Origin of the sequence: Luedemannella flava (genome assembly GCF_039528515.1) — a bacterium.
GTDB classification, from domain to species: domain Bacteria; phylum Actinomycetota; class Actinomycetes; order Mycobacteriales; family Micromonosporaceae; genus Luedemannella; species Luedemannella flava.
The window spans coordinates 1-14,122 of the sequence record NZ_BAAALT010000149.1 but is presented as its reverse complement, the minus strand read 5'-3'; the positions used below and the strand labels follow the sequence as shown (position 1 = coordinate 14,122).

Here is a 14,122-nt window from a genome sequence, read left to right as displayed (position 1 = left end):
GATCGCCGGGCGATTATCGACCCTGCCGGTACCCGCTGGGGGTGAGCCCGAGGACGGTGCGGAACTCGTTGGCGAGGTGGGCCTGGTCGCTGAAGCCCAGGTCGGCGGCGACGGCGGCGAGGCTCGCGCCGGGGTCGGCGCGCAGGCGCTCGGCGGCCTGCTGCAGCCGGCGGCGGCGGATCATCGCCAGCGGCGGCAGCCCGACGTGCCGGTGCGCGAGCCGCTGCAGCGTCCGGACGGACAGGTGCGTGCGCTCGGCGAGGTCCTCCACCGTCCGGATGTCGTCGTCGGTCTCGATGAGCGAGGCCATCGCGTTGGCCAGCAGCCCGTCGCGGGTGGGCTCGGGCACCGTCGCGACCAGCCAGTCCACGAACGCGTCGACGGCGCGGGCGTGCCGGTCGTCGGTGCCGGCCATGGCGCGGCGCACCGGGTCGGCCAGGTCGGGCAGTGCCATCGGCCGCGCGCCGTCGCGCAGTGCGGCCGGGTCCTCGACGAGGTGTGGGACGGCCGCCGGCTGCAGCAGGGCGCCCACGGCCCAGCCGGTGCCGGTGAGGTCGCGGTGCGAGACGCGGGTGGTCGGGCCGGAGAACCCGACGGTGTCCGGCTCGACGACGAGGTTGCAGGCCGGGAACGCGATGATGTGCTGCCGCGACGTCCGGCCCGCCGCGATGTGCCACTCCGGGATCCAGAACCACCGCACCAGCGCCGCCACGCGCCCGGGCGCCGCCAGCCGCACCATGATGGGCAGGCGCGCCGGGTAGAGCACGCCCCGCTCGGTCGGGTCCACCGGCCGAGCCTACGCACCTGTCGCGAATCTCCAAGCCCTGGCTGGGACGGGTGCCTAACGTCGGGGGCATGAGCGAGCGGAGCGAGCGAATCATCAGCTCGGTGAATAGGTCATGGCGGCGCCGGAGCGCAGCGGAGGTGACGGCATGACAACACCTGCCGATGGCGAGTACACCACCAACGGAACCCCGCACGGGGCGACGAGCCTCACCCCGTTCCTCGTCATCCCCGACGCGCGCGGGGCGATCGGGTTCTACCGGGACGTCTTCGACGCGCGCGTGGTGGACGTGACGGAGATGGCCGGGCGGGTCGCGCACGCCGTCCTCGACTTCGGCGACGGCCTGCTGCAGCTGGGCGAGCCGATGCCCGACTTCGGCCTGGTGCCCCCGCCCGACGGGGATGGCGCCTGCTACTCCCTGGTGCACTACTGCCCCGACGTCGACGACAAGGTCGCCCGCGCCGAGGCCGCCGGCGCGATCATCCGTGAGCCGTTGGCGACGTTCGTCTCCGGCGACCGCTACGCGAGCATCCGCGATCCGTTCGGGGTGCGGTGGGCCGTCATGACGCGGGTCGAGGACCTGTCCGAGAAGGAGAGCGCCGAGCGCGTCGCCGAGTGGGCGAGGAGCCTGTCCTGACACGCCTGTGGGCCGGCCCCCAAGGGCCGGCCCACAGGTCTCAGTGATCAGACCAGATCGAAGCGGTCCAGGTTCGAGACCTTGACCCACGCCGCGACGAAGTCGCGCACGAACTTCTCCTTGGCGTCGTCGCTCGCGTAGACCTCGGCCAGCGCGCGCAGCTCGGAGTTCGAGCCGAACACGAGGTCGGCGCGGGTGCCGGTCCACTTGACCTTGCCGGTGGCGGCGTCGCGACCCTCGTAGATGCCGTCCTCGGCCGTCGGCGCCCACTCGGTGCCGAGGTCGAGCAGGTTCACGAAGAAGTCGTTGGTCAGCGACCCCGGCGTGTCGGTGAAGACGCCCAGCGACGACTGCTTGTAGTTGGCACCCAGGACGCGCAGGCCGCCGACGAGAACGGTCAGCTCGGGCGCGCTCAGCGTGAGCAGGTTCGCCTTGTCGACCAGCAGGAACTCGGCCGGCAGGCGGTGGCCCTTGCCCAGGTAGTTGCGGAACCCGTCCACGGTCGGCTCGAGCGCGGCGAAGGACTCCACGTCCGTCTGCTCCTGCGACGCGTCGACCCGGCCCGGCGTGAACGGCACCGTCACGTCGAAGCCCGCCGCCCGGGCGGCCTGCTCGACGCCCACGACGCCGCCGAGGACGACCAGGTCGGCCAGCGAGACCCTCTTGCCGAACGTCGACTGGATCCCCTCCAGCGCACGCAGCACGACCGCCAGCTGGTCGGGCTCGTTGACCTCCCAGCTGTTCTGCGGCTCCAGGCGGATGCGGCCGCCGTTGGCGCCGCCCCGCTTGTCGCTGCCGCGGAACGACGAGGCCGCCGCCCACGCGGTCGACACAAGCTGTGCGACGGTCAGCCCGGACGCGGCGATCCGCTCCTTGAGGGCCGCCACGTCCGCGTCGCCGATGAGCTCGTAGTCGCGGGTCGGCAGCGGGTCCTGCCAGAGCAACTCCTCGGAGGGCACCTCGGGGCCGAGGTAGCGCGCGACCGGGCCCATGTCGCGGTGGGTCAGCTTGAACCACGCGCGGGCGAACGCGTCCGCGAACGCGGCCGGGTTCTCGAGGAAGTTCCGCGAGATCGGCTCGTAGATCGGGTCGAAGCGCAGCGACAGGTCCGTCGTCAGCATCGTCGGCTTGTGCTTACGCGTCGGGTCGTACGCGTCCGGGATGATCGCCTCGGCGTCCTTCGCGACCCACTGGTGCGCGCCGGCCGGGCTCTCGGACAACTCCCACTCGTACCCGAAGAGGATCTCGAAGAAGCGGTTGCCCCACCGCGTGGGCTGGTCCGTCCACGTCACCTCGAGACCGCTGGTGATCGTGTCGGCGCCCTTGCCCGTGCCGTACGTGCTCTTCCAGCCGATGCCCTGGGCCTCGATCGGGGCCGCCTCCGGCTCGACGCCCACGTGGTCGGCCGGGCCGGCGCCGTGGGTCTTGCCGAAGGTGTGCCCGCCGGCGATCAGCGCGACGGTCTCCTCATCGTTCATCGCCATCCGGCCGAACGTCTCGCGGATGTCGCGCGCGGCGGCGATCGGGTCCGGGTTGCCGTTCGGGCCCTCCGGGTTGACGTAGATCAGACCCATCTGGACCGCGGCGAGCGGGTTCTCCAGGTCGCGGTCGCCGGTGTAGCGGGCGTCGCCCAGCCACGTCGTCTCCGGGCCCCAGTAGACGTCCTCGTCGGGCTCCCACACGTCGGCGCGACCGCCGCCGAAGCCGAAGGTCTTGAAGCCCATCGACTCCAGCGCCACGTTGCCGGCGAGGACCATCAGGTCGGCCCAGGACAGCGCCTGGCCGTACTTCTTCTTGACCGGCCACAGCAGGCGGCGGGCCTTGTCCAGGTTGGCGTTGTCCGGCCAGCTGTTGAGCGGCGCGAACCGCTGCTGCCCGGCCCCGGCCCCGCCGCGACCGTCGCTGACGCGGTACGTCCCGGCGCTGTGCCACGCCATCCGGATGATGAACGGGCCGTAGTGGCCGTGGTCGGCCGGCCACCAGTCCTGCGACGTCGTCAGCACCTCGGCGATGTCCCGCTTCACGGCGGGCAGGTCGAGGGTGCCGAACGCCTTCGCGTAGTCGAACGCCTCGCCGAGCGGGTTGGCCACGGCCGGGTTCTTCGCGAGAATCTTGAGATTGAGCTGCTCCGGCCACCAGCCGCGGTTGCCGCCACCCTGGGTCGGGTGCGGGGCACGCCCGTGCGCGACCGGGCACTTCGACTCGGCGCCCACCTCGGCGTCGTGGACGATCGGCTCGTGGTGCTCGGACAGTGGACTCTCGGACATCAGATTCCTTCCGTGACTGTGCAGATCAGATGGTTCACCAGCAGTCGGGGCACCGGCCCCAGTAGACGACCTCGGCCTCGTCGATCGTGAAGCCGCTGTCGTTCGACGCGGTCAGGCACGGGGCCCGGCCGACGGCGCAGTCGACGTCGGCGACCCGGCCGCACGACCGGCACACCACGTGGTGGTGGTTGTCGCCCACCCGCGACTCGTAGCGGGCCACGGAGCCGGCCGGCTGGATGCGCCGCACCAGCCTGGCGGCGGTGAGCGCGTGCAGCGAGTCGTAGACGGCCTGGCGGGACACCTCGGGCAGCTCGCGGCGCACGGCACCGATGATCAGCTCCGTGTCGGCGTGCGGGTGCGCGAACACCGCGTCCAGCACCGCGACCCGAGGACGGGTCACGCGCAACGCGGCCTCGCGCAACAGGTGCGGGAAGTCCAGTGTCGTGGCCACACCCCGCAGTCTGGTCCGTTTTCTGGAATGAGTCAAGAATATGGGCCCCACGTCACGTCGGCCTCTCAAAAACCTATCAAAACCTCACATATTGTACGGACGAAAAAGGCTTGCGCGTCCGATTCCGCAACCGCGAGGATGCCGGACATGTACTGACCCTGGCCGATGCCGTCATCACCCGCAGCGCCGAAACGGCCGCGGGTTGCCTCCGCATGACCATCCGTCATCCGCAGACGCGTCCAGGGAGTACCTCCTCATGTCATCAACACGGCTCCACGCGGCCGTGCGCGCCGCCGCGCGCGACCGCCTGTCCCTCCTGTCCCGGCTCGGCTGGGTCGGCCCCGGCCTGCTCACCGCCCTGATCTGCCTCACGGTGCTCGCGAGCGCCGTGCCCGCCGCGACGGCCCTCGCCGTCGGCGCTCTGATCAGCGGACTCGCCCACGCCGACGCCGTCGCGGGCCTGCTGGCCATGTACGCGCTGGCCCTGCTCACCGGGCACGCCGTCCGCGCCGCGCAGGGCCCGCTGTACTACCTCGCCGAGGCCCGCGTGGACGGGCGGCACCGGGCCGAGCTGGCCCGGCTCGCCTCGACCAGCCCGACGATCGACGCGCTGGAGCGCGCCGAGGTCCAGACGCTCATCCGCAGCGCCCGGGCCGACCCGGAGAGCTTCATGGACGGCACCCCGGGTGCCGGCGTGCTCGCCCAACTCGACCTGATCGGCCGGTCCCTGGCGCTCGTCGGCGCCGCGCTCGTGCTCGCGGCGACCGCCTGGTGGGCGGTGCCGCTGCTCGTCGCGGCGGCCGCGGCCGTGCACCAGCTGGGCTGGCACGAGGGCCGGCGGTGGCGGCGGGTGTGGCGGCCCGCGCTGCGGCCCGTCATGCGCGCCCAGGTGTGGTCCGACGCCATCGTCTCGCAGGGCGCCGGCAAGGAGATCCGGATCTTCGGACTCGGCGACTGGGCGCTGGACCGCGTCGACGGCCACCTGCGGGAGGCCTTCGATCCACACTGGCCGGTGGGCAGGCGGATCCTCGCGGACAAGTGGCTTCAGCTGGTCGCCGTGCTCGTCCCGCTGGGCGTCGTTCTCGTCGCGGTAGCGCTCGACGCCGCCCGGGGCGGCGCGCCCGTCGCGATGGCCACGGCCGCGCTGGTCGCCGCCACCACGGTCTTCGAGGCGTTCAACGACGCGCCCCGGGCCACCATCAACGCGGTCACGTGCGTCCGGGCGTTCGAGGACGTACGCGCGCGGCTCGCGGGACCGGCCACGCGGGTGCCGGCGCAGCGGGCGGGCGCCGGGGAGGTTCCGGACAAGCCGCCGCTCGTGCGCTTCGAGGGGGTGCGGTTCTCCTATGACGGCCTGTCGTCGCCCGTACTCGATGAATTAGATCTTGAGGTGCGGCCGGGTGAGCTGCTCGCGATCGTGGGGGCCAACGGCGCCGGCAAGTCGACGCTGATCAAGTTGTTGGCCGGGTTGTACGAGCCGACCGCCGGGCGGATCACCGCCGACGGGGTGGACATCCGCGACCTCGGACCGGAGGCCTGGCGGGCGCGGTTGTCCGTGGTGTTCCAGGACTTCGTGCGGTACCACCTGTCCGCCGCCGACAACGTGGCCCTGGGCAACGCGCTCGCGGCGCCCGACCGGGCGGCCATCGAGGGCGCGGCGCGCGACGCCGGGTTCACCGAGGTCGTGGCCGGTTTGCCGAACGGCTGGGACACGCCGCTGGCCCGCGACCGGACCGGCGGGGTCGACCTGTCCGGTGGTCAGTGGCAACAGGTCGCGCTGGCCCGGGCGCTGTTCGCGGCGCGCACCGGCGCCCGCGTGCTCGTCCTGGACGAACCGACCGCCCATCTGGACGTGCGCACGGAGCGGGAGGTGTTCGACCGGCTCGCCGCCCACCGGGGCGACGCGTCGGTGGTGCTCATCTCGCACCGGCTGTCCACCGTGCGCCAGGCGGACCGGATCGTGCTGCTGAGCGACGGCCGCGTCACCGAGTCGGGCACGCAGGACGACCTGATGGCCGCCGGCGGACGGTACGCGGAGATGTTCACCATCCAGGCCCGGCGGTTCCAACGCGGCTACGACGACCGCCTCGACGAGGGGGATATCGCCTGATGGTCCGGCTCCTTTGTGAACTGCTGCGGCTGTCCTGGCGGCTGCACCCGCTGCCCACCGCCGCGCTGCTGGCGCTGCGCCTCGCCGTAGTGGTCACCACCCCCGTGCTCGCGCTCGCGCTGCGCGACACCGTCGACGCGATGCTGCGTCACGACCCGCGCGCCGCCGCCGTCGGCGCGGCCGTCGCGGCCCTGTCCTACGCCCTCGGCCGCTATCTCGGCAGCCTCGACTACACCCTGGTGGGCATGCTCGCCGACCGGATCGGCACCCTGCACATCCGGCGGCACGTCGAGGAGCAACTCGCCCGGCTCGACGGCCTCGACCATCTCGAACGTACCGACCTGCTCGACCGCGTCACCGTCCTGCGCAACGCGTCCTGGCAGCTCAACCACGCGCCGTGGCAGGCGGTGGCCGCCGTGTGCGACGCGCTGCGGCTCGGCCTGCTGCTCCTGCTGCTGGCCACCGTTACGCCGTGGCTGCTGCTCCTGATCGGTTTTGCCGCCGCCCCGCTCTGGTTCGACCAGCGCGGGCAGCGGTCGGTGTTCGCCGCCGAGACGGACACCGCCGAGCAGTTCCGGCTGCAGCGGCACCTGTTCAACCTTGCCACCGAGGCGGCCGGCGGCAAGGAGCTGCGGGTCAGCGGCGCCGGGCCGTCCCTCGCGCGCCGGCAGCGCCACGCCTGGGATCTCGCCGTGGCGGGCCGGTTCCGGGCCCGGGTGCGCGCCGCGCTGTGGACGCTGGCCGGGTGGACGGTGTTCACCGTCGGGTTCACGGGCGGGCTGCTGGTGCTCGTCGACCTCACCGCGCGGGGTGCGGCGACCGTCGGCGACCTCGTCCTGGCCGTCACCGTCGCGGTGACGCTGCGCAACGCCATCCAGGAGACGCTGACCGCCGTGAGCCACACGGTCGGCGGGCGGGTCCAGGTCGAGCCGCTGCTGTGGCTGCGGTCGTACGTCCGCGCCACGCGCAGCCGGGCGCACGCGTCGCCGCCGGCGCGGCTGCGCGACGGCATCACGCTCGACGGCGTCAGCTTCACCTATCCGGGCACGACGCGTGCCGCGCTCTCCAACGTCAGCGTGTCACTGCCGGCCGGGTCCGTGGTCGCCATCGTCGGCGAGTACGGGTCCGGCAAGACGACGCTGGTCAAGCTGCTGACCCAGCTCTACCGGCCGGACTGCGGCCGGATCCGGGTCGACGACCTCGACCTGGGCGACCTGTCCCCCGTTGCCTGGCGGGCCCGGGTCGCGGCGGCCTTCCAGGACTTCGGCCGCTTCCACATCGCTTTCGGCGAGACGGTCGGGATCGGTGACCTGAGCGGCCTGTCGGATCGTGCCCGAGTGCTGGCCGCGGTCGACGCGGCCGACAGTCGGACGCTCGTCGACCGGCTGCCGGACGGGCTGGACACGCAGCTCGGGCGGCAGTTCGACGGGGTCGAGCTGTCCGAGGGGCAGTGGCAACGCACGGCGCTGGCCCGGGCGTCGATGCGGACCGACCCGCTGCTGTTCGTGCTCGACGAGCCGACCGCATCGCTGGACGCGCCGAGCGAGCACCACATCTTCGAGCGCTACCTGGCCCGGGCGCGGGAGCTGGCCGACCGGACCGGTGCGGTCACGGTCATCGTGTCGCACCGGTTCTCGACCGTCGCGGGCGCCGACCGGATCCTCGTGCTGCACGAGGGCCGACTCGCCGAGCAGGGCACCCACGCCGAGCTGCTCGCGGCCGACGGCCGCTACGCGGACCTGTACGGCATCCAGGCCACGGCCTACGACCTGTCCCAGAAGGGATGACCATGATCGCTCATTGGAGACGCGGACAGCGGTTCTACCGGCATGACCGCCACGTCGCGGCACGGTGGCGGCGGCCGCCCGGCGCACGGATGCGCAGCCTGACGATCGGCCGCTGGCACGGGTTCGTCACCTGCGCCGCGGTCGTCAAACCCGCGCCCGACAACAGGACGTTGAGCCCAGCCGAACTCCGACACTCACCATGCAGGTCGTGGTGCCGCTGGACAACCACCGTCCGCGTCGCGTCCGCGCCAGCTCCACCAGCGCCGCCGGCGTCGTTTTGAAACTTGGGGGCCTTGCCGTCCTACGGGAGGGTAAGGCCCCCAAGATCCAGTGTCTCTTGGAGAGGACAGGCTGTCGGGTCGGGTGTCACGATGGCCGGCATGTCACTGACGGATCAGGAGGTGGCCGACCTTGTCGGGCTCGCCCTGCGGGCGGTGGCGGCCGGGGACGAGGACGGTCGCTGGCAGGTGGTCACCCACCTCCACGGCGAAGGCGGCCAGCCCGCGCTCGACGCCGCGCGCGAACTGTGCGGCCACGAACAGGCGGCACACCGCGAACTGGGCGCCGACATCCTCAGCCAGGTCGGCGGCAGCAAAGGTCCGCTCCGCTACGCCGCCGTGCGGGCGCTGCTGGACACGGCGCGTGACGAGCAGGACCCGGCCGTGCTGCGGGCCATCGCCGTCGCGCTCGGCCACCGGGCCGACGCCCGCGCCATTCCGGTCTTCGCCCGCCTCCGGTCGCATCCCGCCGCCGAGGTACGCGACGCCGTCGCGTTCGGCCTGCTGGACCTCCCCGAGCGGGCGGCGAACGACATCCTGATCGCGCTGTCGGCGGACCCCGAGTCGGGCGTGCGGCACTGGGCGACGTTCGGCCTGGCCCGCATGACCGACGCCGACTTCCCGGAGCTCCGCGACGCCCTGGCCGCCCGCGCGGGCGACGCCGATCTCGACACCCGCGTCGAGGCGATCCACGGGCTGGCGACCCGACGCGATCCCCGTGCGCTGCCCGCCCTGCTCGACTCCCTCACCGTGCTCGACGCGGCGGACGGGGACGTCGATGGCAATCTCGTCGACGAGGCGTTGTTCGTCCTCGTCGCGTCGACCGGCGACCCGCGCCTGTGCCCCCACGTCGAGGCGCGGCGGGTCGCCTGGCTCGCCGACTGCCCCTACGAGGAGCTGCCCACGGATCTGCGGGCCGCCATGGCCCGCTGCGCGGCGGTCAGCCCAGCCGGTTGAGCTGGGACAGGATCGACGGGTCGGTGATCTTCTCGTCCTCGGCGAGCAGCAGGATCTTGCTGAGAACGACGCTCGTCATCCGGTCCTCGTCGGCGAACGGCAGGAACAGCCGGCGGTGGGCGGTCGTGCCGAACGTGGCGGGCACGACGCAGAGGTAGCCGCCCGGCTCGACGTGGATGCTGCCGCTGTTGAGATGCACCCGGTACGTCGCCCGCGTGCCGCGCACTACGGCCGCGGTGCCCTCGACAGTGACGCGCGCCAGGCCGAGGTCGCCGACCAGCGCCCCGAGCAGCTGCGCCCGGCTCTCCGCGCGGGTGGGCGAGAAGTACACGTCCGGCTCGGTGTTCGCGACCGACACCACGAGGTCGAGATCCCGCATGGCCTCGGAGAACGCGATGGGTGGCACGTCGGCCAGCGGGACGACGTCGCGCCGCCCGGCAAGGAACCGGACCTCGCCGACGGTCACGTTGTCCATGCCGAAGTACCCGTACACGTCGCAGCGCAGGGCCGCGGTCAGACCGCCGGCCAGCGGCCGGGTCGCCTGGTGGTCGTCGTCCTGCCCCAGCACCGACCAACCGCGTCCGCCGAGCAGCTGGGCCGCGACCTTGCCGTTGACGACGTGCCCGGCGAACCGCGCGGACACGTCGACCGCCTCCCGCTCGGCGGGGGTGAGCACATACAGCTCCCGGAACGCCTGCTTGACGGGCTGGGTGAGCCGCCGCCGCACGACCTCCGCCTGCCAGTGGCCCAACAGGCCCAGTTCGAACAGGTGGTGAGGGTGCATGACGGTGAGCGGGCCGGTCGAGTCGACCTCGTCGAGCAGGCCGACGGTGCCCGCAAGGTCGCGCCAGATCAGTGCGGGCAGCATCGCCGCCCCGCTGGGCAGGCTCCGCAGCCGGGACAGCTCGTCGGGCTCGACGACGGCTCCGGTGGCGACGAGGCGCTCGATGAGCCGCGTACGCATGCGTCCGGCCTGGGCCTTGAGGCGCTTCTGCTGTTCGCGGCACTCCACGTAGGACGGATGGGCGCGCACCGCCGCCGGCACGGACCGCAGCTCCTTGCCGTCGCGGCTCACGCTGATCACCGCGTCGGCCCCCTGCGCGCGAACGGCGACCGTGTACCCGTCGATGGTCCACTCGCCGGGGGCCTCGGTGGCGATGCGCGCCTCGCAGTCCCACTCCAGGCGGCCGGGGTCCACGCCCACCACCTGCGCGAGATGGTCGATGGCGACGTCGACCGCCGCCGCGTGACTGATCTTGCGGTTCGGGCCGAGCTTCGCGCCGCGCTTGCCGATCTCGCGCAGCGCGAGGTAGCGGTCGAGCGCCGTCTCGCCGCCGGCCAGCGGCAGCAGGCCATAGGCGGCGATCCCGGCCAGCGCGTTGTGCTTGACCCGCTTCTCGACGGCGGGCCGGTTGAGGCCCAACGCGGCGGAGATCGGCTCGCTCGGGCTCAGCTGCAGCAGCCGGCGCACCTCGTTCGGACCAGCCTGCGCGGCGGCCTCCAGGATGGCGGCGCGATCGAGCCGGACCGCCCCGTAGTCGCCGCTCGTGGCCCGCACGAGCCGCAGCAGCGCGGTGGTGTCCCCGAGCCCGAGCAGCGGCAGGACCACCTCGGCGTCGCCGGCGGGGCCACGCAGGTCGAACGCGCGCCGACGCTCGTCGACGGGCCGGTCGCGCAGGTGCCGGGCGAGCGCCTGCCGCTCGGTGTCGGTCAGGTCCGCGGCGCCGAGGAACCCGGCCACCCGCGCGTCGCCGGCCCACGTCAGCGCGCGCAGCACGAAGCGCAGCCCTCGCGGCGCCAGGACGCCGGGCACCGCGTCCATGCTGACGTCGGGCGCCCCGGTCAGCCGCCAGACAAGCTCATCGAAGTACGGCCGGACGGCCTCGGCGCACGCGGCCGGCTCGCCCTGCTCGGTCCTGTACGGCCGCCGCCCGGTGATGGCGTACCCCAGCGCGAGGTCGTCCAGGAACGCGTGCTCGACGACCTCGGCGTCGAGCGCGTCGGCGGCGGCCAGGGCGTCCAGCGCCCGGGTCACCTCACCCCGGGACACCCCGCCGACCGGGGAGAGCACGACCAGCCGCAGCAGCCGCGTGTCGGCCGCGGCGACGGCCCGCTCGACCAGGGAATCCCGGCCGAAGGTGTACCGCTCCGTCAGCCGCGTCAGCGCGACCGTCCGGGACCGGGTCGACCACGGCCCGTCCAGCACGTCGGCCGGGTCGGTCGGGTCACGCATGGGGAAGACCTTGTCGAACAGCTCGTCCAGCACCGACTCGATGTCGATCCAGTGCCGGCGCAGGTGACCGCCTGAGCGCCGGTCGCCGGCGGTCACCTGCGGCGGGATCTGCTCGGCCAGCGCCCGGAGTGCGTCGAGGTCGCCGTCGCCGGCCAACCGGCAGGCGGTGTCGGCCAGCTCGCGCAGCACGGCGCGCTCGGCCCGGACGACGTCGTGGAACTGCTCCGGCACGTCCAGCAGCAGCGGCTCCATCACCCACCCACCAACGCGACGAGCCGCAGGAACACCACGTGCTCGCCGGGACGCACGGTCACCGCGTCGTCCAGCCGCTCGATCTGGCGGCCGCCGACGAAGACCACGAACGCCCGCCGTTCGAAGGCCCGCAGCGCGCGCTCGATCTCGGCGTCCAGTTCGGGCAGGGTGTCGAGGCGCGACGGAAGCTTGACGGCGCCCGTCGCGGCGCCGGCCCGGATCTCCGCCTCGGTCAGGTAGTGCCGATCGAGCAGCGACCGGCACCGACCCTGGTCGTCGCCCAGCGACGCCACCTGTTCGCGCACCGCGAGGCGGATCACCTCGCGCAGCGTCGTCGACTCCTCCGCCAACTCGACCGTCACGGTCGGCATGCCGGCGTCGCGCCCCGGCATGCGGCAACGTACCTCAGTGCGCACGACCGTCACCTTAGGACGCCTGACCGACATTCACGGAAGCCCACGCGCCAGCTCCGCCGCGCCGGGCGCGTGCGTCGGGTCGACCAGGTGCTGAGCCACGACGCCGGTGAGCAGCGCCTGGTAGAGCGCGCCGACGCGGTGGGCGCGGTCCGGCTCGGCGGCCGGGTCGATGCCCTCGAACAGCTCGGCCAGGCCCTCGCGGGCCGCCACCTGGGCGCCCGCGAGCTGCTCGCGCAACTCGGGCCGGCGCTGGATCTCGGTGACCAGTTCGAACTGCACCGCCCACAGCGCGGGGTCGGCCCGCACCGAGTCGATCACCCGCCGCCAGACGGCCGCCCGGCGCTCGACCGGCGGCAGCCCTTTGTCGCCATCGTCCACAAGGGCCTGTTCGAGCTGCTCCGCCCAGCGCCCCATCGCCTGGAACAGCGCCGCGCTGAGCAGCGCCTCCGTCGTGCCGAAGTGGTAGCCGATCGCGGCCAGGCTCACCCCGGCGGTCGTGGCGATGTCGCGCGCGGTCGTGCGCGCGTACCCCTTCTGCAGGAGGCAGGTCAGCGCGCCGTCCAGAAGCTTCTCCCGATTGCCCACGCGTCGGACCGTAGCACCGTCTCAGAAATATGTCTTGCACAAATGTCTAAGACGTTCGTACCATCGATGGCACACGCCTCGATGAGGAGGAACGCGATGATCCGCGACGACCGGTACGTCACCCATCGGTGGCGTCGAGCAGTGGCTCCAGATCCGCGGCGAGGACCGGGCCAACCCGGTGCTGCTGGTGGTGCACGGCGGCCCCGGCTCGCCGTACTCGGTGTTCACGCCCGTGCTGCGCGCATGGGAGAAGGAGTTCACCGTCGTGCACTGGGACCGGCGCGGCTGCGGCCGCACGCGGCGCCGCAACGGGCACCCGGGTGCCGACGAGCTGACCTTCGACCGCCTGGTCGAGGACGGCATCGAGGTCGCGGAGTACCTGCGCGACCACTTCCGTACTCCGAAGATCGTGTTGTTGGCCGGCTCGATGGGGACGATCATCGGCCTGCCGATGGCGCAGCGCCGCCCCGACCTGTTCGCCGCCTACGTCGGCACGGACTTCTACGTGAACATGGTCGACAACGAGCGCGTCGGCCGGCGCGACACCCTCGACCGGCTGCGCGCGGCCGGCAACCGGCGCGGCGTCGCCGCGCTCGAGGGCATCGACGAGGACCCGGCCCGCTGGGACTTCGCGCAGTGGACCACCCGCATGCGCTGGTCGATGGGCACCGACCCGGTCAGCCCCAACATGGTCGTCAAGCTGATCATGCCGCTGCTGCTGCGCAACCCGGACTACTCGCTCGTGGACGCGTTGCACTGGCTCAAGGGGTTCGGCGCGATCAACCAGGCGATGTTCGAGCAGTTCATGGCATTCGACGCGCGCTCGCTCGGCACCCGCTTCGAGGTGCCGTTCCACCTGGTCCAGGGCGCGAGCGACGTGGTCACGCTGACCGGCCCCGCGGTGGAGTTCTTCGACGACGTCGAGGCGCCCGCCAAGAAGCTGGTCCTCGTCGGGGACGCGCCCTGGGCTACCAACCCAACGGCACCACCACCCGGGCGGCCGAGGGCCGATGCGTGGAGCAGGTCAACCTGACGCTGCGCCGCGCGGACTGGCCCGGCGTCGCGGGCGGGGCGACTATCACCGGGCTCGGGGCGGACGCGCGCGAGCTGCTCGGACTGCCACGACCGCCCACCACGCCATGACCGGCAGGTGCACGGGCCGCGATCTGTTCGCCTGGCTCCATCACCGGCACCTGACGGTCGCGGGCCCAACGCTGGAGGAACACCTGACGGACGCCGACGGTACCCGCGCCACCACCCTGGAAATCCCCATCCAACCCGCCGCACGCACAGTAGACCTTGGGACGAAAGTGCTGCCATAGCAACGTCTCGACTTTCGCACTTTTCGTGATCAAGTGGTGGGGT

The 14,122-nt window shown here is 72.7% G+C and carries 12 protein-coding genes; 6 read left to right on the top strand and 6 right to left on the bottom strand.

All coding sequences use genetic code 11. From position 1 onward, the window contains the following. Positions 1–13 precede the first annotated feature (13 nt). The gene (locus tag ABD211_RS22035) at positions 14–712 is read right to left on the bottom strand and encodes a helix-turn-helix domain-containing protein (RefSeq protein WP_344135231.1); all 699 of its coding nucleotides are present in this window, start codon (positions 710–712) and stop codon (positions 14–16) included. 220 nt (positions 713–932) lie between these two features. On the opposite strand from ABD211_RS22035, the gene ABD211_RS22030 reads away from it, so the two are divergent. Next, the gene (locus ABD211_RS22030) at positions 933–1,421 is read left to right on the top strand and encodes a VOC family protein (RefSeq protein WP_344135092.1); all 489 of its coding nucleotides are present in this window, start codon (positions 933–935) and stop codon (positions 1,419–1,421) included. A gap of 47 nt (positions 1,422–1,468) precedes the next feature. Here the strand turns inward: ABD211_RS22030 and katG are convergent, their stop codons facing one another. Together katG and ABD211_RS22020 are read right to left on the bottom strand one after the other, a co-directional pair. Further along, complete coding sequence (katG, locus tag ABD211_RS22025) at positions 1,469–3,688, bottom strand: catalase/peroxidase HPI (protein WP_344135089.1); 2,220 nt, start codon at positions 3,686–3,688, stop codon at positions 1,469–1,471. 34 nt (positions 3,689–3,722) lie between these two features. Continuing rightward, positions 3,723–4,139 (bottom strand): Fur family transcriptional regulator, encoded by a 417-nt coding sequence (locus ABD211_RS22020; protein ID WP_344135087.1) that lies wholly within the window; start codon positions 4,137–4,139, stop codon positions 3,723–3,725. A 256-nt stretch (positions 4,140–4,395) separates the two neighbouring features. Between ABD211_RS22020 and ABD211_RS22015 the strand changes: the two genes are divergently transcribed. From ABD211_RS22015 to ABD211_RS22005, 3 genes are all read left to right on the top strand, one after another. After that, positions 4,396–6,249 carry an ABC transporter ATP-binding protein gene (locus ABD211_RS22015; protein WP_344135085.1) on the top strand — a complete coding sequence of 618 codons (1,854 nt, stop codon included), beginning with the start codon at positions 4,396–4,398 and terminating at the stop codon, positions 6,247–6,249. Continuing rightward, positions 6,249–8,036: an ATP-binding cassette domain-containing protein gene (locus tag ABD211_RS22010; RefSeq protein WP_344135083.1), complete on the top strand. Its 1,788-nt coding sequence runs from the start codon at positions 6,249–6,251 to the stop codon at positions 8,034–8,036. Before ABD211_RS22015 ends, ABD211_RS22010 begins: the two co-directional genes overlap by 1 nt. Positions 8,037–8,416: 380 nt before the next feature. After that, entirely contained in the window at positions 8,417–9,271 is an 855-nt protein-coding gene (locus tag ABD211_RS22005; RefSeq protein ID WP_344135081.1) for a HEAT repeat domain-containing protein, read from the top strand. On the opposite strand, the gene ABD211_RS22000 is transcribed toward ABD211_RS22005, so the two are convergent. Genes ABD211_RS22000 through ABD211_RS21990 form a run of 3 tightly spaced genes read right to left on the bottom strand, consistent with a single transcriptional unit; the run spans position 9,255 to position 12,757 of the window. Next, complete coding sequence (locus tag ABD211_RS22000) at positions 9,255–11,756, bottom strand: DUF7737 domain-containing protein (RefSeq protein ID WP_344135228.1); 2,502 nt, start codon at positions 11,754–11,756, stop codon at positions 9,255–9,257. The genes ABD211_RS22005 and ABD211_RS22000 overlap by 17 nt on opposite strands. Next, the gene (locus ABD211_RS21995) at positions 11,756–12,172 is read right to left on the bottom strand and encodes a hypothetical protein (RefSeq protein ID WP_344135079.1); all 417 of its coding nucleotides are present in this window, start codon (positions 12,170–12,172) and stop codon (positions 11,756–11,758) included. The genes ABD211_RS22000 and ABD211_RS21995 overlap by 1 nt, the downstream gene beginning before the upstream one ends. 30 nt (positions 12,173–12,202) lie before the next feature. Then, positions 12,203–12,757 (bottom strand): TetR/AcrR family transcriptional regulator, encoded by a 555-nt coding sequence (locus ABD211_RS21990; RefSeq protein WP_344135076.1) that lies wholly within the window; start codon positions 12,755–12,757, stop codon positions 12,203–12,205. Between the two features lie 178 nt (positions 12,758–12,935). Here ABD211_RS21990 and ABD211_RS21985 point away from each other — a divergent pair, with 178 nt between their 5' ends. Next, positions 12,936–13,790: an alpha/beta hydrolase gene (locus ABD211_RS21985; protein ID WP_344135073.1), complete on the top strand. Its 855-nt coding sequence runs from the start codon at positions 12,936–12,938 to the stop codon at positions 13,788–13,790. After that, positions 13,772–13,900, top strand: a complete 129-nt coding sequence (locus ABD211_RS21980) for a hypothetical protein (protein ID WP_344135070.1) — start codon at positions 13,772–13,774, stop codon at positions 13,898–13,900. The genes ABD211_RS21985 and ABD211_RS21980 overlap by 19 nt, the downstream gene beginning before the upstream one ends. Positions 13,901–14,122 lie beyond the last annotated feature (222 nt).

Excerpts from the sequence above, each read along its gene's own strand:
- ABD211_RS22000 (WP_344135228.1), bottom strand. The coding sequence starts at position 11,756 with ATGGAGCCGCTGCTGCTGGACGTGCCGGAGCAGTTCCACGACGTCGTC.
- ABD211_RS22005 (WP_344135081.1), top strand. The coding sequence starts at position 8,417 with ATGTCACTGACGGATCAGGAGGTGGCCGACCTTGTCGGGCTCGCCCTG.
- ABD211_RS22010 (WP_344135083.1), top strand. The coding sequence starts at position 6,249 with ATGGTCCGGCTCCTTTGTGAACTGCTGCGGCTGTCCTGGCGGCTGCAC.
- katG (WP_344135089.1), bottom strand. The coding sequence starts at position 3,688 with ATGTCCGAGAGTCCACTGTCCGAGCACCACGAGCCGATCGTCCACGAC.
- ABD211_RS22015 (WP_344135085.1), top strand. The coding sequence starts at position 4,396 with ATGTCATCAACACGGCTCCACGCGGCCGTGCGCGCCGCCGCGCGCGAC.
- ABD211_RS22030 (WP_344135092.1), top strand. The coding sequence starts at position 933 with ATGACAACACCTGCCGATGGCGAGTACACCACCAACGGAACCCCGCAC.